The following is an 18,995-nucleotide window of genomic DNA, read 5'->3' as shown; positions in this document are numbered from 1 at the left end:
TGTTCGGCGGTCGGTCGCCCCACCCAGGGTGGCGACCGACCGCCGTCCCCTTCCGACCGCCGGCCTGAGCAATAACATGCCGAATTCGAGATGAACAAATTTCGACCTTTCGTCAATGAGCATGAACACGAGAATTGTGGCGCTATCGACTCAGGGGGGTTATTACTTTGAGGGAGAGATGGAGATGAGAACGTGCATCGGCACGGTGCCCGGGCCGACGGGGGCCGGGAGCGAACTGATCGCCGCGTCACGCCGGGCGGCGGGTCCGCTGCAGCGCAATGGGTCTCGGCTAGCCCATGAGTGAAGCTAGACGACGACGCGGCCTATCGGTCCGTCTGCAGTACTGGCTGGCCGCCGTGATCACCTTGGCGGGCGTCGCCCTATGTGTCGTCGGGTTTCGGCTGAACGCCCCAGACGCACCACCGCAACCACCCCAGTCGGTCGCGGAGATGCCCAAGGACTCGGCACCGAACCAGGTGCAGGCGCTTCCCGCGTCCATCCCGCAACAGATCAAGATTCCGTCCATCAAGGTCGACGCACCGGTCGTCCCGGTTGACGTCCAGCGGGACGGGACGCTCGGGGTACCACCGCTGAGCCGCGTCGACCAGGTCGGCTGGTACAGGTCCGGGCCAACGCCGGGCGAGAACGGCCGCAGCGTCCTGGTCGGCCATGTCGACTCCAAGAAGGAGCCGGGTGTCTTCTACAAACTGGGCGCGCTGCGCCAGGGACGCCTGATCGAGGTCGTCCGCAAGGACGGCACGACAGCGGCCTTCCACGTCGACGGCGTCAAGCGTGTCCCCAAGGACAAGTTCCCGACCGAGAGCGTCTACGGGGACGAAGGGAAACCGGAACTGCGTGTGGTCACCTGCGGCGGCAACTTCGACCGCAAGCGAGGACACTACGAGGACAACGTCATCGTCTACGCGTCCCTGATCCCCGGCCGCGCTGCGTCCTGAAGAAGCGGTGGACCTGCGGTGTGAGGCCCGGGGTGAGCCTGCCTGATGACGGCTGGGGTGAGATGCGGCTGACGCACGCCGAACCGCGTAGCGGCTCCCGGTGGACCGACAGCGGCAAGCCCCGAGACAGGCAGCCTCTCAAGCATCGGGCGCCCGGTGAGACCCCGCCCGTGCCGATCCATCCGGAGCTCGTCACACTGTGGCGCCACCACATCAAGGAGTTCAACATCCCGGCCGGGGGCCGGCTGTTCGTCGGGCCGCGCGGCGGGATCATGACTGACCGGACGCACCTCGGCGCCTGGCACAAGGCGAGGGCGGCGGCGCTGAGCGAGCGTGAGGCAGCCTCGCCGTTGGCCAAGACCCCGTACGACCTCCGGCATGCGGCCGTGTCGACGTGGCTCGGCGCGGGTGTCCCTCCGGCTCAGGTCGCCGAGTGGGCGGGGCATAGCGTCGCCGTCCTGCTCCGCGTCTACGCCAAGTGCGTGGCCGGGCAGGAGGAGGACGCCAAGCGCCGAATCAGCGAAGCGACCAGGCCAAAGACGCCTTAGAACTTCGGCACGTATTCGGCACAGACGGCCGTAGGAGACCGTTGACGATCAGAGACAGCCGGACACGACGAGAACAGCCCCTGACCGCGTTTGTGCTGGTCAGGGGCTGTTTCTGCTGGTGTGGCGGGTCCAGGATTCGAACCTGGGTAGGCTAAGCCGACGGATTTACAGTCCGCTCCCATTGGCCACTCGGGCAACCCGCCGTGGTGTCGTTGAAAGAATAGCGGACCGCGGGAGTGGGTGTGACATCGAGGCGGGGTGGGGAGTCGATACGCTCTGTGGATCGGGAAGTTGCTGCTGAGGGGATGTGTGGGCCGTGGCCGACTCCAGCTTTGACATCGTCAGCAAGCTCGACCGGCAGGAGGTCGACAACGCGTTGAACCAGGCCGCCAAGGAGGTGGCCAACCGGTTCGACTTCAGGAACGTGGACGCGGGGATCAAGTGGTCGGGTGAGTCGATCGAGATCCAGGCGAACACCGAGGAGCGGGCCAACGCGGTGCTGGACGTGCTGAAGGACAAGCTCGTGAAGCGGGGAATCTCGCTGAAGTCGATCGACGCCGGTGAGCCGAAGCCTTCGGGGAAGGTGCACAAGCTGAGCGTGGGGCTCAAGGAGGGCATCGCGCAGGACGAGGCGAAGAAGATCGGGAAGATCATCCGGGATGAGGGGCCGAAGGGTGTGAAGGCCCAGGTCCAGGGGGACGAGCTGCGGGTCAGCGCGAAGAAGAAGGACGACCTGCAGCAGGTCATCGCGCTGCTCAAGGGCAAGGACCTCGAGGTGGCGCTGCAGTTCGTCAACTACCGGTAGTCGCTTGAGGAGCGCGTCGGCCCCATCCCCCGCAGAAAGGGGCCGGCGCGCTCTCGTGTGTTATGACGCGGCGGCGGCCGGGATGGTTCGGGCGGATTTCAGCGGGGGCCGGCCATGCGCTCCAGGCGGGCGATCCGGTCGGCGGTGGGCGGGTGGGTGGAGAAGAGCCTGCCGATGCCGGCGCCGGTGAAGGGGTTGGCGATCATCAGGGAGCTGGTGGTGGCGAGCTCGGGGTCCTGGGGCAGCGGCATCGCGCGGGTGCCGGCGTCGATCTTGCGGAGGGCGGACGCGAGGGCGAGCGGGTCGCCGGTGAGGCGGGCGCCGGCGGCGTCGGCGGAGTACTCGCGGGTGCGGGAGATCGCCATCTGGACGACGGCGGCGGCGACCGGGCCGAGGACGAGCATCAGGAGGGCGCCGAGGATGCCGGGGCCGTCGTCGTCGTCGGCGCGGCCGATCGGCAGGAAGATCGCCAGGTGCGACAGGTAGGTGATCACGGTGGCGATCGCGGCGGCGACCGAGGAGATCAGGATGTCGCGGTTGTAGACGTGGGAGAGCTCGTGGCCGAGGACGGCGCGCAGTTCCCGTTCGTCGAGGATGTGGAGGATGCCGCGGGTGCAGCAGACGGCGGCGTTGCGCGGGTTGCGGCCGGTGGCGAAGGCGTTGGGCTGGCGGGTCTCGGAGATGTAGAGCCGCGGCATCGGCTGGCGGGCGGCGGTGGAGAGTTCCCGGACGAGCCGGTAGAGGGTCGGGGCCTCGACTTCGCCGACCGGGTGGGCGCGCATGGAGCGCAGCGCGATGCGGTCGCTGAAGAAGTACGCGATGCCGTTGGTGCCGAGGGCGATCACCAGCGCGATCGTCAGCCCGGTGGCGCCGCCGAACGCCCATCCGGCGACGAGCATCAGGGCGGACAGCGCGGCGATCAGTGCTGCCGTCTTGACGCCGTTGTGGTGCACTTCCGTTGCCTCCCCGTCGACTCCGGCATGAACATCAACGGTTTGACCTGGGTGAACGTTCCCGGTCAGACGGCCTGCAGGACGAGTTGCGGCGCGATCGACAGCACGATCGCCCCGGCGGCGGTCGCGGTGATCGCGGCGCGGACCGGCAGGCCGGGTCCCGTGTCCTGGTGCTGCCCGGGAAGGGGCGGGCTGAACAGGCGGACGGCCCAGGCCAGGTAGTAGTACAGCCCGATGACCGTGTTGATCGCCATGATGACGGCGAGCCAGGTGACGCCGCCGGCGACGGTGGCGCGGAAGACGACGACCTTGGCGAACAGGCCCATCACGCCGGGCGGGAGGCCGGCGAGGCAGATCAGGAAGAAGGCGAGGGCGGTGGCGGCGGCGGGGCCGCGGCGGGCGAGGCCGCGGTAGTCGTCGAGGGTGCGGCGCCGGTGGTGGCCGATCACGACGGCGAACGCGCCGAGGTTCATCACGGCGTAGAGGGCGACGTAGGCGACGGTGGCGGCGGTGGCCTCGGCGAGGCGGTGGGAGCCGACGGCCAGGGGCGCCAGCATGTAGCCGGATTGGGCGACGGATGACCAGGCGAGGAGGCGGATCGGGGTGCGCTGGCGTAGGGCCAGGAGGTTGCCCACGGTCATGGTGAGGGCTGCTAGGACGGCGAGGATCGGGCCCCAGACGTGTCCGTAGGCGGGCAGGCCGAGGGCGAGGACGATCACGAGCCCGGCGAAGCCGGCGGCCTTCGAGACGACGGACAGGAACGCGGCGACGGGGAGCGGGGCGCCCTGGTAGACGTCCGGTGCCCAGAAGTGGAACGGGACGGCGGCGACCTTGAACGCGAATCCGGCGAGGACGAGGACGGAGCCGACCGAGGCGACCGGGTCCAGGTCGGAGGGGAGGTCGGCGAGGGCGGGGGCGATGCGGTCCAGGTGCATGGCGCCGGTCGCGCCGTAGACGAGGCTGATCCCGAACAGCATGACCGCGGTGGAGATGACGGAGATCAGGAACAGTTTCAGTGCCGCCTCGGACGCCGTCCCGTCGTAGCGGCGGAGGGCGGTCAGGGCGAAGACGGGGAGGGTGAGGGTCTCCAGCGCGACCAGGAGGAGGACGAGGTCGCGGGCGGCGACGAGCGCGAGGGCGCCGATGACGGCGGCGAGGAGGAGGAAGTGGTACTCGCCGACCGGCATGCGGGAGTCGGTGATCTCCTGGAGGGAGAGCAGGACGACGATCGCGGCGGCGGCGAGGACGATCCCCTGGAACAGCAGCGTGAAGTCGTCGGCGACGTAGGAGCAGGACGGCGGGCCGCCGGAGCGCAGGCCGTCCGGCAGGCAGAACGTGGCGCGGCGGTCGCCGGACGCGAGGACGACCACGGCGATGAGGGCGGCGACGAGGGACCCGCCGGACAGCAGGGAGAGCGCGCGGCGGGGCGCGTCGAACGCGTCGGCGAGCAGCAGGCCGAGCGCGGCGGCGGCGAGGATCAGCGGCGGCGCGATCGCCGCGTAGTCGATGCCCTGGATCATCAGCCGCCTCCGAACAGCGCGCGGACGGGTCCGGTGGTCACGTCCAGCAGGGTCTTCGGCCACAGGCCGATGAGCAGCGTGAGCGCGATCAGCGGGACCCAGGCCGCGTACTCCTGCATGGAGACGGCGGCGATCGGCGCCTCCGCCGGGCGGGAGACGGGGCCGTGGGTCAGCTTGGCGAGCATCCGCAGGAAGTAGGCGGCGGTGAGGACGGTGCCGAGCGCGGCGACGGCCATGAACGTCACGAACGTCTCGCGGGGCAGGTCGGCGTGCGGCCGGTACGCGCCGATGAGCGCGAGGACCTCGCCCCAGAACCCGGCGAGCCCCGGCAGCCCGAGGGACGCGACGGACGCGAAGGTCAGGATGGACGCCAGCCGGGGCGAGGTGCCGAGCATGCCGCCACCGATCGAGGCCATGTCGGTGGTGCCCCAGCGCTCCTTGACCGAGCCGGCGAGGAAGAACAGCAGGCCGGTGATCAGGCCGTGCGCGATGTTGCCGAACAGCGCCGCGTTGATCCCGACGGGGGTGAGGGTCGCGATGCCGAGCAGGACGAACCCCATGTGCCCGACGGACGAGTAGGCGATCATCCGTTTGAGGTCGCGCTGGGCGAGGCAGGCGAGGGCGCCGTAGATGATCCCGATGACGGCGAGGAGGCCGAGCCAGGGCGCCCAGAACGCGGCCCCGTCCGGGGCGAGCGGCAGCGCGACGCGGACCAGCCCGTAGGTGCCCATCTTGAGCAGCACCCCGGCCAGCAGGACGGACCCGACGGTCGGCGCCTCGGTGTGCGCGTCCGGCAGCCAGGTGTGCAGCGGCCACATCGGCGCCTTGACCGCGAACCCGAGGCCCATCAGCGCGAACGCCGTGATCTGCAGGCCGCGCGCGAGCCCGGCCCCGTGCCGGTCGGCGAGCGCGGTCATGTCGAGCGTGCCCGCCTCGGCGCCGACGAGCAGCATCCCGGCGAGGAGGAGGCCGGAGCCGAGCAGGGTGTAGAGGATGAACTTGGTGGCGGCGGCGCGGCGTCCGGTCCCGCCCCACAGCATGATCACCACGTACATCGGGACCAGGACGGTCTCGAAGAACACGAAGAACAGCACGAGGTCGAGGGCGGTGAACGTGCCGAGCATCCCGATCTCGAGGACGAGCAGGAGCGCGGTCAGCAGCCGGATCCGGTCGCCCGCCGGGGGGTGCCGCAGCGTGTAGAGGAAGCACAGGAACGTCAGCAGCGCGGTCAGGACGACCAGCGGCAGCGAGATGCCGTCCACGCCGAGGTGGAAGCGCAGGCCGATCGCGGGCGACCAGGACCGGTCGACCTCCAGCTGCATGCGGTGCGTGGCGCCGAAGTCGAACGCGGTCAGCGCGGAGACGGCGACGAGCAGCGTCGCGCCGGACACCGCCGTCCCGAACGCGCGTACGGCGAGGTCGGTGCGCAGGAACCGGTTCGCCGGGACGAGCAGCGCGAGCGCCCCGCACAGCGGGATCGCCATCATCAGCACGAAGATCAAAGGAAGATCACCACCCCGGCCACGATGACGACGACGCCGGCGAGCAGGCCGGTGAGGTAGGTCTGCGGGTTGCCGTTCTGCGGGACGCGGAGGACACCGGCGAGGCGCCGCGCGCCGTGGGCGGTGCCGATGACGGCGGCGTCCACGCCGCGCCGGTCGAACGCGACGACGTACCGGGCCAGGGCCCGCACGGGACGGACGATGGCCACGGCGTACAGCTCGTCCACGAAGAAGGCCCGTGCAAAGACGGGACGCACCGGGCCAAGCGCGCGCGCAGGATCCAAGGCGGGGTCACGGTTCCACATGAGGAAGGCGGCCCCCGCCCCAAGGACCACCAGCACAACGCTGAGCAACGACGCTCCAAGGTGGGGACGGAGCTCTGCGGCACCGAGCCCGAAGAATCCGAGGATCGCGGCAGGGACGGCCAGGGCGGCGACCGTCCACGACATGAAGCGCGACGGGTCGCGGGGCTCGTAGGTACCGCGCTGCTCACCGAAGAACGTCATCAGCCAGGCGCGCATCGCGTAGGCGGCGGTCAGAACGACGGTCAGCAGGAGCCCCAGGTACACCAGCCACGCGGCCCCGCCCGGCAGGGTCACCTCGCCCGCCGCCAGGGGCGCGGCCGGTGCCTGGATCTTCGCGACCAGCGCCTCGCAGACCTGTGAGGCGGCGGCGCACTTCGGCGGGCTCGCGATCTCCGGAGGCGGCGCGTAGTCGGCCCAGCCCGCCGCGTGGGCGGACACCCCCTGCTCCGGCAGCGATCCGCCGTGCGTGGCCGAGTGCTGGGCCGCCTCGATGATGGAGTCCTTGCTGAACCAGCCGCTGAACGGCGGGACGCCCGCGAGCGCGGCCAGCCCCACCGTCATGGACCAGAACGTGACGGGCATGGCGCGCCACAGCCCGCCGTAGTGCGCGAGCAGGTTCGACCCGGCGGTGACGATGACGCATCCGGCGGCGAGGAACAGCAGCGCCTTGAACGCGCCGTGCGTGAGCAGGTGGAAGACCGCGGCGGTCTTAGCGCCGACCGCGAGCCCGGCGGCCATCACGGCGAGCTGGCTGATCGTCGAGTACGCCAGGACGCGTTTCAGGTCGTCCTGCGCGAGGGCCGCGCACGCCGCGCCGACCATGGAGACCACCGCGATGACGGCCAGCACCGTGCGGGCGCCCGGGGTCAGCAGGAACACGCCGTACAGCCGGGCGACGACGTAGACGCCCGCCGCGACCATCGTCGCCGCGTGGATCAGCGCGCTGATCGGCGTCGGGCCGGCCATCGCGTCCGGCAGCCAGGTGTGCAGCGGGAACTGCGCGCTCTTGCCCGCGACGCCGGCGAGCAGCAGCAGCGCCGCGGCGGTGACCGTCGAGGACGGCAGGTCGCCCGCCCGCGCGAGGATCCCGGAGATCTCGAACGTCCCGGCGCCGACGCCGAGGACGATCACTCCGATCAGGAAGCCGACGTCGCCGAGCCGCGTGACCAGGAACGCCTTCACGGCTGCCCGCGAGTTCGCCCGCTCCTCCCAGTGGTGCCCGATCAGGAAGTACGAGCAGATGCCCATGACCTCCCAGCCCGCGTACAGGACGAGCAGGTCGCCCGCGTACACGACCAGGAGCATGGCGGAGGTGAACAGCGAGATGAACGCCGCGTAGGACGAGTACCGCCGGTCGCCCTTCATGTACGCGACCGAGTACACCTGGACGGCGACGGCGACGCAGCACACCATGAGCCCGACCACGGCGGACAGGCCGTCCACCTGCAGCCCGATCCGGATCGGCACCGAGCCCGTGTCGACCAGCGCGAGCGTGCCCGTCCGCTCGCCCGGGTCGCGCCACACGGCGAACGCGACGACCGCCGACAGGACGAGCGACACCGCGACCGGCGCGCAGGCGAGCACGCCGGGGCCGCCGCCCGGCACGCCGCGCAGCACCCGGGTGAGGGACGGCCCGAACAGCATCCCGGCGAACGCGGCGAGGAACGGCAGCAGCGCCGTCAGGGAGGCCAGCCAGATCATCGCGCGTCGACCGCCTCGGGATCGGACTCCGGCCCGGCGGGGGGACGCGGGGCGTCCGCGCCGTCCTCGGCCAGCGTGCGCAGCCGGTCGACGTCGACCATCTTTCGGTTCCGGTACACCAGCAGGACGATCGCCAGCCCGAGCCCGACCTCCGCCGCCGCGATCACGATGGTGAACAGCGTGAGGACCTGGCCGCCGTGCAGCCGGTCCCGGTACCAGACGTCGAACGTGACGAGGTTCAGGTTCACCGCGTTCAGCATCAGCTCGACCGACATCAGGACGAGGATCGCGTTGCGGCGGGCCAGCACCCCGTACACGCCGACGGAGAACAGCAGCGCGGCGACGACCGTCGGGTAGGCGAGATGCATCAGGCGTCCTCCCCCGAGTCCGGGTCCGAGGCCGAGTCCTGGTTCGGGTTCGAGGTCGGGTTCGGGTCCGGCTCCGCGCCGGGCGCGGGCGGGCCGATGTCGGAGCGCGACAGGACGATCGAGCCGACCAGCGAGGCCAGCAGCAGCACCGACAGCACCTCGAACGGGAGCACCCACGTCCGGAACACGGCGGCGCCCAGCTCCTCGGCCGACCCGCCGCCCGCGCGCAGCGGCATCCGCTCGTCCCGGAAGCCGAGGACGACCACGGTGACCAGGACGGCGGCCGTGCCGGCGGCGACGGCCAGCGCCGCCCACCGGTTCCCGGAGTTCAGGTCGGCGGACTCCCCGATCGGCGCCCGCGTCAGCATGATCCCGAACAGCAGCAGCACGACGATCGCGCCGACGTAGATCAGCACCTGCACCCAGGCGACGAACTCCGCGGTCAGCACGAGGTAGCCGCCCGCGAGCGCGCCGAACGACACCACCAGCCACAGCGCCGCGTGGACGAGCTGCCGCGTCGTCACGACCAGCACCGCCGACCCGACCGCGACCACGCCGAGCAGCGTGAACACGATCTCCTGGCCGCTCACCGCGCCGCCCCAGGGCCCGCCCCGGGCGGCCGGCGGGCGGCCCGCGCCGCCGCCTTCTCCGCCGCGGCGACCTCCTTGGGCGGCTCCGCCGCAGGGTCGTGGGCCTGCGGCGGCGGGACGGTCCACATCCACTCGCGCAGCCGCTCCTTCTCGTGCGTCAGCTCCGCGATGTCGTACTCGGCGTACTCGAACTCCGGCGACCAGAACAGCGCGTCGAACGGGCACACCTCGATGCAGATCCCGCAGTACATGCACAGCGCGAAGTCGATCGCGAACCGGTCGAGGACGTTGCGGGTGCGGGGGCGCCCGCCGCCCTCGGCCGGGAGGGTCTCCTTGTGGGAGTCGATGTAGATGCACCAGTCGGGGCATTCGCGGGCGCACAGCATGCAGACGGTGCAGTTCTCCTCGAACAGGGCGATGACGCCCCTGCTGCGCGGCGGCAACTCCGGTTGCACTTCGGGGTATTGACGCGTTATGGACCGCCGCGTCATCGTCCGCAACGTGACCGCCAGCCCCTTGGCCAGCCCGCCTCCTGGTAGCCGTCCCACGCGCCCCATGATTGCGCACGATGGGCTCGGGGGGAACGCGATGGGCGCGGCGTTCGTCCTACCAGGAGTAGGACGCGTGGTAAGGGGCGCGCTTACGTGCAGGGAGGCGATGTGAGTCATCACGCGGACCGCCCTTACGACCCCGAGCCGGGCCCGGCGCCGCGGCCGCCGCACCGGTCCCAGTCCTGGCGGCCTCCCTTCCCTGGAACGCCGCCCACCGGCACGCCCCGGCCTGGGACTCCCCGCCGCCCCGGAGCGCCCTTCCCCGGCCCGCCGGTTCCGGCGCCTCCGCCGCCCGCGATGGCCCCGGTCGGGGAGACGGCCCGCGGTGTGGTGTGGGCGGCCGTGCCGTTCATCACACTCGGCTACGGGACGCCGGTCTCGTTCCTCTACGCGGCGATCCGGCGGGGTTCGTGGAAGTACGGCGCCGTCGCCGCCGGGTACGGCGCCGGCACCGCCGCCGTGCTGACGATGATCCAGTCCGGCGACCCGCTGCTCACCGTCTTCGGGTCGTTCGTGGCGATCCTGCTGTGGCTCGCGGGCACCGGGCACGCGTTCGCCGTCCGGACGTCGGTGTTCCCCCGCGAGGCGCCCCGCAACCGGCAGAACGAGCGAGCCATCGAGATCGCCAAGTACCGCCGGACGCTGCGCGAGCAGGCCCGCGCGCTCGCCGCCGAGGACCCGGCGCTCGCCCGCGAGCTGCGGATCGGCCGCCCCGACGCGCCCCGCACCTACGACGACGGCGGGCTGGTGGACGTCAACCACGTCCCGCGCGAGATCATCGAGGCGCTGCCCGGCATGACGCCGGAGATCGCGGAGCGCGTCGTCCGCCACCGCGAGGAGCACGGCGGGTTCGTGTCCGCGGAGGAGATGGCGGTGGACGCCGACATCCCGCCCGACCTCCTCCCGGAGATGGCCGAGTTCACGATCTTCCTGCGCTGAGGCGCACGGCCCGGGTCAGGCCAGGGCGACGCTGAGGACGCCCGTCAGCGCCAGCTGTGCGAGCGACAGCGGGACGAGCCACGCCCAGGCGAGCTTCTGCAACTGGTCCTCGCGCATGCGCGGGTAGCTGACGCGCAGCCAGATGACGCAGAACGCCAGCGCACCGACCTTGAGCAGCGTCCAGAGCCAGCCCAGCTCGGTGTTCAGGAACGGGCCCTTCCACCCGCCGAGGAACAGCACGGTCGTCAGCGCACAGAGCACCACGATCCCGGCGTACTCGGCGAGCAGGAACAGCGCGAACCGCAGCCCGCCGTACTCGGTGTACGGGCCGAAGATGATCTCCGAGTCGGCGACCGGCATGTCGAACGGCGGCCGGCGCAGCTCGGCGAGGCCCGCGACGAAGAACACCACGCCGCCGACCGCCTGCCACGGCAGCCACCACCAGCGCCACTCCTCCACGACGCCCTGCAGCGACAGCGTGCCCGCCGCCATCGCGACCGACGACGCCGCGAACACCATCGGCAGCTCGTACGACATCAGCTGCGCGGCGACCCGCATCCCGCCGAGCAGCGAGTACTTGTTCGCCGACGCCCAGCCCGCCATGATCGCGCCGATGACGCCGACGCCCATCACGGCGAGCGCGAAGAAGATCCCGGGCCCGAGGTCGAGCGCGACCTGCCCGCCGGGCCCGATCGGGATCACCAGCAGCACCAGCAGGTACGGGACGAGCGCGACGCCCGGCGCCAGCTTGAACACCCACCGGTCGGCGTCGCGCGGGACCACGTCCTCCTTCTGCGCGAACTTCACCCCGTCGGCGACGAGCTGCGCCCAGCCGTGGAACCCGCCCGCGTACATCGGGCCGAGGCGGCCCTGCATGTGCGCCATCACCTTGTGCTCGGCCTGCCCCACCAGCAGCGGCAGCACCGCGAACGCCGCCGCGACGAGGACCAGCTTGACGACGATCTCAAGCATCCGGCCCCCAGTTCTCCGGGACGCCCGGCGGCCGGACGCGGCGGCGGCTCGGCGCCCCGTGCCCCGACTCGCCCGGCTCCTTCGCGCCCGGCCACGGCTTGGCGACGCGGGCCGCGAGCACGAAGTCCTTGCGCAGCGGGTGGCCCTCGAAACCGTCCGGCAGCAGCAGCGGGACGAGGTTCGGGTGGCCCTCGAACAGGATCCCGAACATCTCCGCCGTCTCGCGCTCGTGCCAGGCGGCGCCCCGGTAGACGCCCGTCGCCGTCGCCAGCACCGGGGCCCGCCGCGGGACGCGCGTCCGGACCAGCAGGTGGTGGCGGCGCTCCAGCGAGTACACGTGGACGACGACGGCGAAGCCGTCCTCCAGCTCGTCGACGCCGGTCAGCCAGTCGAAGAACCCGCAGGACAGATCGTCGCGGGCGAAGGTCAGGGCGGCCAGCCAGTGCTCGGGCGGGACGCCGACGGCGAGGCCGCCGAACGTCTCCTCGGAGCTGACCTCGTCGCCGAAGCGGGCCGTCCAGGCGTCCGCCAGCTCGGCGCTCACCGGTCGCGCCCGATCCGGTCGTCGTGGTCGTCGTCGACCAGCCCCGGGATGATGGACGGGTCGTGGTCGGGCGACCAGCCCCGCCTCCCGCCGCGCGGCGGCGCCGGCTCGTCGTCCCCGACCGGCTCGTCGGCCTGGACCGGTTGCTCCGCCTGAGGAGGCTCGTCGGCAGGGTGCTCGTCGGCCTGAGGGGGCTCCTCAACGGGAGCGGGCTCGTCCTCAACCGTCGGGACGGGCACGGTGACCTGGTCGTCCTCGCCGAGGGGATGGACGGGCACCGTCTCGTCCGCGGGCCCCGCGGGCTCGTGCGCCGCGGGCTCGTGCGCGGCCTCTTCGTCCGGCGCGGGGGCGGGCGAGGGCTCGGGCGGCGCGGGAGGTTCGGGCGGGGGCTGGAGGGGGCGGCGCAGCACCGTCGCCGACAGCGGCCGCGGCGGGGGCGGCGGGCTGAGCGGGTCGCCGCCGTCGTAGCGCTCGCCGAGCGACTCGGCCGCGATCTTCTCCTGCAGGTGGACGATGCCCTGCAGCAGCGCCTCGGGACGGGGCGGGCAGCCGGGCACGTAGACGTCCACCGGGATGATCTGGTCGACGCCCTTGGTGACGCAGTACGAGTCCCAGTACGGCCCGCCGCAGTTGGAGCAGGCGCCGAACGAGATGACGTACTTGGGCTCCGGCATCTGCTCGTAGAGGCGCCGCACGGCGGGCGCCATCTTGTCGCTGACGGTGCCGGAGACGACCATGAGGTCGGCCTGCCGGGGCCCCGGCGCGAACGGGATGACGCCGAGCCGGATGAAGTCGTGCCGGCTCATCGACGTCGCGATGAACTCGATGGCGCAGCAGGCCAGCCCGAAGTTGAAGACCCACAGCGAGTAGCGGCGGCCCCAGTTGAGCACGAACTTGACCGGTTTCGGCGCGAGCCGGGACAGCGGTCCCACGCTCGGCGGCGGTAGATCGATGGTGCCCACAGCGCCATTGTTACAGCGGCCGGGGCCTCACACCCAGGAGAGGACGCCCTTCTTGCCCGCGTACGCGAGCCCGGTGGCGAGGAACGCGAGGAAGATGAACATCTCGGCGAGCGTCGTCGCCCCGTAGCCGGGCGCGGAGAAGACGGTCGCCCAGGGGAAGAGGAACACCGCGTCCACGGCGAACACGACGTAGAGGTAGGCGAAGACGTAGTACCGCACGTAGGAGTGGGCCCAGCCCTCGCCCACCGGGTCGACGCCGCACTCGTACGTGGTCAGTTTCTCAGCGGTCGGACGATGCGGACGGAGCATCCGGTTCGCGCCCAGCGCCCCGCCGACGATTCCGGCGCCGACGAGGAGGAGGACGACCACAACGACATATGTGTCGAAATAGTTATGCACCAGATCCTCCTCGTCTGCGTCTGATCCAGTATCCCCCGGCGCAGGATCAGGGGAGTGTGACGTCGTACCTCCACCCCCGGGGGACCACGATGCCATGATTTTGCTGCACACTAGATTTGCATTGGGTCAGGTTGACCTGGAAGGACGTGACCGGATGAGCAACCCCCCGCCTCCCCCGGGCTGGGAATCCCCGGGCGGTGCCTCCTGGCCGCCCCCGCCGCCGCCGGCGGGCCCGGGCGGTCCCGGTCCGGGCGGACCCGGTAGCCCGGGCGCCCCGGGCGGACCTCCGCCGCCCGGCGGCTTCGGTGGCCCGGGCACGCCGCCGCCCTTCTTCCCGCCGCCCCCCGGCGCCCCGATGGGCCCCGCCATGCCCCCGCCGAAGCGCGGTGGCGGCGGCGGCCTCGTCATCGGGCTGATCGGCGGCGGCCTCGTCGTCCTCATCATCATCGCGGTCGTCGTGTACGCGGTGTCCGTGGGCGGCGGAGGAAAGTCGCCCGAGGAGAAGCTGACCGCCGCGGCGGCCAGCATCGGCGCGGCGCGCGCGGTCGAGCTGAAGGGCACCTTCAGCTCCTCGGAGTCGCTGCGCGGCGAGCTGAACGTCACCAAGGGCGGGCGCGTGATGGGGCCCGTCACCTGGGGCGGCGACAACGTCACCCTCCTCGCCGCCGACGGCAAGGTGTTCGTGAAGGCCGACAAGTCGTACTGGGCGAAGGAGATCTCCTCGACCGACGACCCGTTCTACCTCCAGTCCGGCGAGCAGTGGGGCCGGCTGGACGACGACGAGCTCGACCTCGACTTCAAGACCCAGCTGTCGCCCGCCGCGCTGGCGAGCAAGCTCCGCTCCGCCAGGACGTCCCGGGTGAAGCCCCTGGAGACGACGTGGCAGGGCAAGAAGGCGCTGAAGTTCAGCACCTTCTCCTCCACCCTCTACATCACCGACGAGGACGACGCCGAGCTGCTGCGCTACGAGGCCACCACCCCGCGCGTCGCCGTCGACGTCACCCCGCAGGACTCGGGCGGCGCCTCGTCCCTCATCTCCGACATGCGGTCGAGCATGGGCGAGCTGAAGGACGCCTTCAACGGCTCGGCGCGGCCGTCGGTCGACGAGTGGAAGAAGGGCGGCTGCAACGGCGACTCCGGCTGCACCGTCCAGGCCCGGATCCGGCCGCCGATCGGCGTGGAGAAGCCCGTCACGATCGACGTCCGGTTCCGGATCACCGCCGGCACGCTGACCGGCCGTGACCTCGGCAACTGCACGACCCGGATCACGATCACCGGCAGCGCCTCGCAGTGGGCCAGCTGCCGGGTCGCCACCTCCGCGTGGAAGAGCTGGGCCAAGGGCACCGGCGGCACCTTCTACAAGCACGCCCAGTACAAGGTGATCGGCGCCACGTCCGCCGATGTGCAGGCCCTGCAGAACGGTCTCGACAGCGAATGAGCCGCAGGTGAGGCGCGCGGCGCGGAGCACCGCGCGCTGACCCTCGGCCACCCGGGTGCCCGGCGGCGCTCCTCCACTTCCGGAGGAAGCGCCGCCGGGCACCCTTATGCTCTGTGAGGACGCCCCTCCAGGGCCCGGCGGCCGCCCCTCATCCCCCCGCGACGGTCCCGAGCCTCGCCGGCACCCTCGGGTGGACGCCTCCCGCACCCCCTTGCTTTGTTGCCGACGGTCGGGCCGAACCCGGGCCCCGGAAGTGAGAAGGGCAGAGCGAGTCCCCCGTGAGCGCTGAACAGGACGAGCCGTCACCGGCGTCTCCGTCCCCGCACCGCCCCCCGCCCCCGCCGGGACGCCCCTTCGGCGCCCGGCGCCACCCGCAGGACGTCCGCGTGGCCGGTGCGCCGCCACGCCCCGGCGGGCGGCCCCAGCCAGGGCAGGCGGGGGGTCCAGGCCCGTCCGGACGGCCCGGTGGCCCGGTTCCGCCGGGCGGGGTGCTGCCCGGCAAGGGCGGGCGGCAGGGCGGGCCGCGGCGCACGCGTTTGCTGGTGGTGGCCGGGGCGGCGGCCCTCGCGGTGGTCGCGACCGGTGCCGTGGCGGCGGTCGCGCTCGGCGGGGACGACGAGCCCGCCGAGAAGAAGCCCACGGCGACCGCGGCCGCCGCGCCGCCGGCGTGGACGGCCGCGCTGGGCCGCAGGCTCAAGCGCGGGACGGGCCTGCGCTACAACGGCACCCTCACGCTGAAGGGCGGCACCGTCCGGGCGCGCCTCCAGGTGGCGCCGTCGGGTTCGGCGACGGGGCGGCTGGTCGCGGGCACGCTGACGGCGGACGTCGTCGCGATCGACGGCACCACCTACATCAAGGCCGGGCTCGCGTTCTGGCGCGCCTACGCCGGCGAGGTCCCCCACCCCGACTACTACGCGGGGCGCTGGTCGAAGGCGCCCGCGTCGATGCCCGGATTCGACGTGCCGGGCGTCCTGGGGCCCGAGGCCATCGCGAAGGCGCTGGCCAAGACGTCGGGGAACCCGCCGACGGAGGACGTCGGCGGCGTCCGGGCGTACCGCGTCAAGACGCCGGCCGCCGACTACCTGGTGACGGCCACCGCCCCGTACCGGCTGCTGGCGGTGCGCCCCGCCGGGCAGAACGCGCCGGACTTCACCGCCGCGCCCGTGGCGGCGCCCGCGGCGATGTTCGCCGAACTGCGCCCGCGGGTGGCCGCGCTCGGCGGCGCAGGCGACCCGACCGTGCGGTTCCGGCCGGGGACCCTGACGTTCAGCGACTGCGACCAGAACACCAACGGCTGCACGGTGAAGCTGCCCGCCACGATGACCGCGCCCTCGGGGCCGGTGCCGGAGGGCGCGCGGGCCGCGCTGCGGGCGTCGATCACCTCGCGCGGCGCGCCGCTCGGCTCCTGCGAGGCGTCGGAGCAGGTCGGGACCGGCCGCTCGGTGCTGCTGGGCTGCACCGTCACCGGCCGGCTGTGGCGGACGTGGATGAAGAACGCGCTCGACAACCCCGGCTCCTACCCGTACGAGGCGTCCGCCCGCGTCGTCGGGGAGGCGCTGTCCGCGGCGGACGTGCCGAAACTGCTCGCGCGGGTCGACCGCGAGCGCAAGGCCGTGCTCAAGCCGAAACCGGCCACGCCGGGACCGTCCGCCACGGGCGGGACGGAAGGGACGCAGGGGCCGTCGGCGAATCGGTCAGAAGGTGCGGAGGCGGCTACATCTCAGTCACCGGGACGCCCGTGACGCGTGCATCCCGGGTCGGTGCGGTCCGCCTTTAGCCTCGCTGTCTACACTTCGGGACGTGAACTCCACGCCCCTGGGGAGCCGCGGCTCCTCGACGAGCCCCGCGCGGCGGCTGGTGCGGCGGCTGCACGTCGACCTGTGCCGGCAGCGCAGCAGCCTGTGTTCGGGATGAACTAGGCGTCCGCCCCAGGTCGTACCTCCCGGTGAGCGGTCGTCCCGATAGCACCATCCGATCCCGGACATACCATGAAGGTAAGCCTAAGTAGCATCACGATCCCGGGTGCCTCCCCCGGGACGGTTGCTGCCCGTCGAGGAGGTCTTCCTCTGTGACCAAACAGGTCCAGCAACTCGACCGCGTCATCATCCGCTTCGCCGGCGACTCCGGCGACGGCATGCAGCTGACCGGTGACCGCTTCACGCAGGAGACGGCGGCGTTCGGCAACGACTTGTCGACGCTGCCGAACTTCCCGGCCGAGATCCGCGCCCCGGCCGGGACGCTGCCCGGCGTGTCCAGCTTCCAGCTGCACTTCGCCGACCACGACATCCTCACCCCCGGGGACGCGCCCAACGTGCTGGTCGCGATGAACCCCGCCGCCCTCAAGGCCAACCTCGCGGACCTGCCGCGCGGCGCCGACCTCATCGTCAACACCGACGAGTTCACCAAGCGCAACCTCGCCAAGGTCGGCTACGCCGCCAGCCCGGTCGAGGACGGCTCGCTGAGCGAGTTCCGCGTGCACGCGCTGCCGCTGACCTCGATGACGGTGAAGGCCCTCGAGGACTTCGACATCTCCAAGAAGGACGCCGAGCGCGCGAAGAACATGTTCGCGCTGGGGCTGCTGTCCTGGCTGTATCACCGTCCCACCGAGGGGACGCTCGGCTTCCTGGAGAAGAAGTTCGCCAGCAAGCCCGAGATCATGAAGGCCAACATCGCGGCGTTCCAGGCGGGCTGGTCCTACGGCGAGACCACCGAGGCGTTCTCGGTGCAGTACGAGATCAAGCCGGCCGAGCACGCGCCCGGCCTGTACCGCAACATCACCGGGAACCTCGCGCTCGCGTACGGGCTGGTCGCCGCGGGCGTGCAGAGCGGGCTGCCGATCTTCCTCGGCTCGTACCCGATCACCCCGGCGTCCGACATCCTGCACGAGGTGTCCAAGCACAAGAAGTTCGGCGTGCGGACGTTCCAGGCCGAGGACGAGATCGCCGCCGTGGGCGCGGCGCTCGGCGCCTCGTTCGGCGGGTCGCTCGGCGTCACCACGACGTCCGGTCCGGGCATCGCGCTGAAGAGCGAGACGATCGGGCTCGGCGTCGCGACCGAGCTGCCGCTGCTGGTCATCGACGTGCAGCGGGCCGGGCCGTCCACGGGCCTGCCGACCAAGACCGAGCAGGCCGACCTGCTGCAGGCCATGTTCGGCCGCAACGGCGAGGCCCCGGTGCCGGTGGTCGCGCCGCAGTCCCCGTCGGACTGCTTCGACGCGACGATCGAGGCCGCCCGGATCGCGGTGAAGTACCGCACCCCGGTCATCCTGCTGTCGGACGGCTACCTCGCGAACGGCTCCGAGCCGTGGAGGCTGCCGGACGTGGCGTCGCTGCCGAAGATCGAGCCGAACTTCGCCGCGCCGTCCCAGGAGGACTTCCAGCCGTTCAAGCGCGACCCGGAGACCCTCGCCCGCCCGTGGGCGATCCCGGGCACGGCCGGGCTGGAGCACCGGATCGGCGGCCTGGAGAAGGCCGACGGGTCCGGCAACATCTCCTACGACCCGTCCAACCACGACACCATGGTCCGGCTCCGCCAGGCCAAGGTGGACGGCATCGCGAACGACATCGAGCCGCTCGCGGTGGACGACCCGTCCGGCGCCGCCCGCGTGCTGGTGATGGGCTGGGGCGGGACGTACGGGGCCATCTCCGCGGCCGTCCGGCGGGTCCGCTCGACCGGCCGGGACATCGCGCAGGCGCACGTGCGGCACCTCAACCCGTTCCCCGCGAACCTGCCCGAGGTGCTGCGCTCCTACGACAAGGTCATCGTCCCGGAGATCAACCTCGGCCAGCTCGCCCTGCTGCTGCGCGGCCGGTTCCTCATCGACGTGATCGGCTACAACCAGGTCCGCGGCCTGCCCTTCAAGGCGGAAGAGCTGCAGGGCGTCATCCAGGATGTGATCGACAGTGAGTGAGAACGGCTCCCCCAACGGCAACGGCGCCGTCG

17 protein-coding genes, 1 tRNA gene and 1 pseudogene are annotated in these 18,995 nt (G+C 71.9%); 7 read left to right on the top strand and 12 right to left on the bottom strand.

The genetic code is table 11. The features are described 5' to 3' along the window. The first annotated feature begins 449 nt into the window (after positions 1-449). The gene (locus AB0K34_RS06080; protein ID WP_364546018.1) at positions 450-956 is read left to right on the top strand and encodes a class F sortase; all 507 of its coding nucleotides are present in this window, start codon (positions 450-452) and stop codon (positions 954-956) included. A 170-nt stretch (positions 957-1,126) separates the two neighbouring features. After that, positions 1,127-1,504, top strand: a complete 378-nt coding sequence (locus tag AB0K34_RS06075; protein WP_364546015.1) for a hypothetical protein — start codon at positions 1,127-1,129, stop codon at positions 1,502-1,504. A 121-nt stretch (positions 1,505-1,625) separates the two neighbouring features. On the opposite strand, the gene AB0K34_RS06070 is transcribed toward AB0K34_RS06075, so the two are convergent. After that, positions 1,626-1,707: transfer RNA gene (locus tag AB0K34_RS06070), tRNA-Tyr, on the bottom strand. Positions 1,708-1,820: 113 nt separating this feature from the next. Between AB0K34_RS06070 and AB0K34_RS06065 the strand changes: the two genes are divergently transcribed. After that, a complete protein-coding gene (locus AB0K34_RS06065; RefSeq protein WP_138641835.1) occupies positions 1,821-2,309 on the top strand; it encodes a YajQ family cyclic di-GMP-binding protein in 489 nt (162 codons plus the stop codon). Positions 2,310-2,407: 98 nt separating this feature from the next. Here the strand turns inward: AB0K34_RS06065 and htpX are convergent, their stop codons facing one another. From htpX to AB0K34_RS06030, 7 genes are all read right to left on the bottom strand, one after another. Next, a complete protein-coding gene (gene htpX / locus AB0K34_RS06060) occupies positions 2,408-3,262 on the bottom strand; it encodes a zinc metalloprotease HtpX (protein ID WP_364546012.1) in 855 nt (284 codons plus the stop codon). Between the two features lie 65 nt (positions 3,263-3,327). Further along, positions 3,328-4,782, bottom strand: coding sequence for an NADH-quinone oxidoreductase subunit N (locus tag AB0K34_RS06055; protein ID WP_364546010.1), 1,455 nt, complete (start codon positions 4,780-4,782; stop codon positions 3,328-3,330). Next, positions 4,782-6,275, bottom strand: a complete 1,494-nt coding sequence (locus AB0K34_RS06050) for an NADH-quinone oxidoreductase subunit M (protein ID WP_364546208.1) — start codon at positions 6,273-6,275, stop codon at positions 4,782-4,784. Before AB0K34_RS06050 ends, AB0K34_RS06055 begins: the two co-directional genes overlap by 1 nt. A 5-nt stretch (positions 6,276-6,280) precedes the next feature. After that, the gene (locus tag AB0K34_RS06045) at positions 6,281-8,290 is read right to left on the bottom strand and encodes an NADH-quinone oxidoreductase subunit L (RefSeq protein ID WP_364546008.1); all 2,010 of its coding nucleotides are present in this window, start codon (positions 8,288-8,290) and stop codon (positions 6,281-6,283) included. Then, the gene (gene nuoK, locus AB0K34_RS06040) at positions 8,287-8,658 is read right to left on the bottom strand and encodes an NADH-quinone oxidoreductase subunit NuoK (RefSeq protein WP_364546005.1); all 372 of its coding nucleotides are present in this window, start codon (positions 8,656-8,658) and stop codon (positions 8,287-8,289) included. The genes AB0K34_RS06045 and nuoK overlap by 4 nt, the downstream gene beginning before the upstream one ends. Then, a complete protein-coding gene (locus tag AB0K34_RS06035; protein ID WP_364546002.1) occupies positions 8,658-9,248 on the bottom strand; it encodes an NADH-quinone oxidoreductase subunit J in 591 nt (196 codons plus the stop codon). Before AB0K34_RS06035 ends, nuoK begins: the two co-directional genes overlap by 1 nt. Next, the gene (locus AB0K34_RS06030; protein ID WP_364545999.1) at positions 9,245-9,796 is read right to left on the bottom strand and encodes an NADH-quinone oxidoreductase subunit I; all 552 of its coding nucleotides are present in this window, start codon (positions 9,794-9,796) and stop codon (positions 9,245-9,247) included. The genes AB0K34_RS06035 and AB0K34_RS06030 overlap by 4 nt, the downstream gene beginning before the upstream one ends. Positions 9,797-10,096: 300 nt before the next feature. On the opposite strand from AB0K34_RS06030, the gene AB0K34_RS06025 reads away from it, so the two are divergent. Beyond that, the gene (locus AB0K34_RS06025; protein WP_301173969.1) at positions 10,097-10,738 is read left to right on the top strand and encodes a helix-hairpin-helix domain-containing protein; all 642 of its coding nucleotides are present in this window, start codon (positions 10,097-10,099) and stop codon (positions 10,736-10,738) included. Between the two features lie 15 nt (positions 10,739-10,753). Here the strand turns inward: AB0K34_RS06025 and AB0K34_RS06020 are convergent, their stop codons facing one another. The 4 genes and pseudogenes from AB0K34_RS06020 to AB0K34_RS06005 form a co-directional block, all read right to left on the bottom strand. Then, entirely contained in the window at positions 10,754-11,710 is a 957-nt protein-coding gene (locus tag AB0K34_RS06020) for a complex I subunit 1 family protein (RefSeq protein WP_301173970.1), read from the bottom strand. Next, complete coding sequence (locus tag AB0K34_RS06015) at positions 11,703-12,254, bottom strand: NADH-quinone oxidoreductase subunit C (protein WP_301173971.1); 552 nt, start codon at positions 12,252-12,254, stop codon at positions 11,703-11,705. The genes AB0K34_RS06020 and AB0K34_RS06015 overlap by 8 nt, the downstream gene beginning before the upstream one ends. 479 nt (positions 12,255-12,733) lie before the next feature. After that, positions 12,734-13,177, bottom strand: a pseudogene (locus AB0K34_RS06010) (NADH-quinone oxidoreductase subunit B family protein); the annotation flags it as partial. A gap of 66 nt (positions 13,178-13,243) precedes the next feature. Further along, positions 13,244-13,615 carry an NADH-quinone oxidoreductase subunit A gene (locus AB0K34_RS06005; protein WP_138642371.1) on the bottom strand — a complete coding sequence of 124 codons (372 nt, stop codon included), beginning with the start codon at positions 13,613-13,615 and terminating at the stop codon, positions 13,244-13,246. Positions 13,616-13,982: 367 nt separating this feature from the next. Here AB0K34_RS06005 and AB0K34_RS06000 point away from each other — a divergent pair, with 367 nt between their 5' ends. From AB0K34_RS06000 to AB0K34_RS05990, 3 genes are all read left to right on the top strand, one after another. Next, a complete protein-coding gene (locus AB0K34_RS06000) occupies positions 13,983-15,053 on the top strand; it encodes a hypothetical protein (protein ID WP_301173973.1) in 1,071 nt (356 codons plus the stop codon). Between the two features lie 488 nt (positions 15,054-15,541). After that, complete coding sequence (locus AB0K34_RS05995; protein WP_364545994.1) at positions 15,542-16,795, top strand: hypothetical protein; 1,254 nt, start codon at positions 15,542-15,544, stop codon at positions 16,793-16,795. Between the two features lie 326 nt (positions 16,796-17,121). Beyond that, positions 17,122-18,963, top strand: coding sequence for a 2-oxoacid:acceptor oxidoreductase subunit alpha (locus tag AB0K34_RS05990; protein ID WP_138640513.1), 1,842 nt, complete (start codon positions 17,122-17,124; stop codon positions 18,961-18,963). Positions 18,964-18,995 lie beyond the last annotated feature (32 nt).

Source organism: Actinomadura sp. NPDC049382, assembly GCF_040677125.1.
Lineage (GTDB): Bacteria > Actinomycetota > Actinomycetes > Streptosporangiales > Streptosporangiaceae > Spirillospora > Spirillospora geliboluensis.
This window is presented reverse-complemented; position numbering and strand designations above follow the sequence as displayed.

Excerpts from the sequence above, each read along its gene's own strand:
- AB0K34_RS06055 (WP_364546010.1), bottom strand. The coding sequence starts at position 4,782 with ATGATCCAGGGCATCGACTACGCGGCGATCGCGCCGCCGCTGATCCTC.
- nuoK (WP_364546005.1), bottom strand. The coding sequence starts at position 8,658 with ATGCATCTCGCCTACCCGACGGTCGTCGCCGCGCTGCTGTTCTCCGTC.
- AB0K34_RS06025 (WP_301173969.1), top strand. The coding sequence starts at position 10,097 with ATGGCCCCGGTCGGGGAGACGGCCCGCGGTGTGGTGTGGGCGGCCGTG.
- AB0K34_RS06020 (WP_301173970.1), bottom strand. The coding sequence starts at position 11,710 with ATGCTTGAGATCGTCGTCAAGCTGGTCCTCGTCGCGGCGGCGTTCGCG.
- AB0K34_RS06080 (WP_364546018.1), top strand. The coding sequence starts at position 450 with ATGCCCAAGGACTCGGCACCGAACCAGGTGCAGGCGCTTCCCGCGTCC.
- AB0K34_RS06000 (WP_301173973.1), top strand. The coding sequence starts at position 13,983 with ATGCCCCCGCCGAAGCGCGGTGGCGGCGGCGGCCTCGTCATCGGGCTG.
- AB0K34_RS06045 (WP_364546008.1), bottom strand. The coding sequence starts at position 8,290 with ATGATCTGGCTGGCCTCCCTGACGGCGCTGCTGCCGTTCCTCGCCGCG.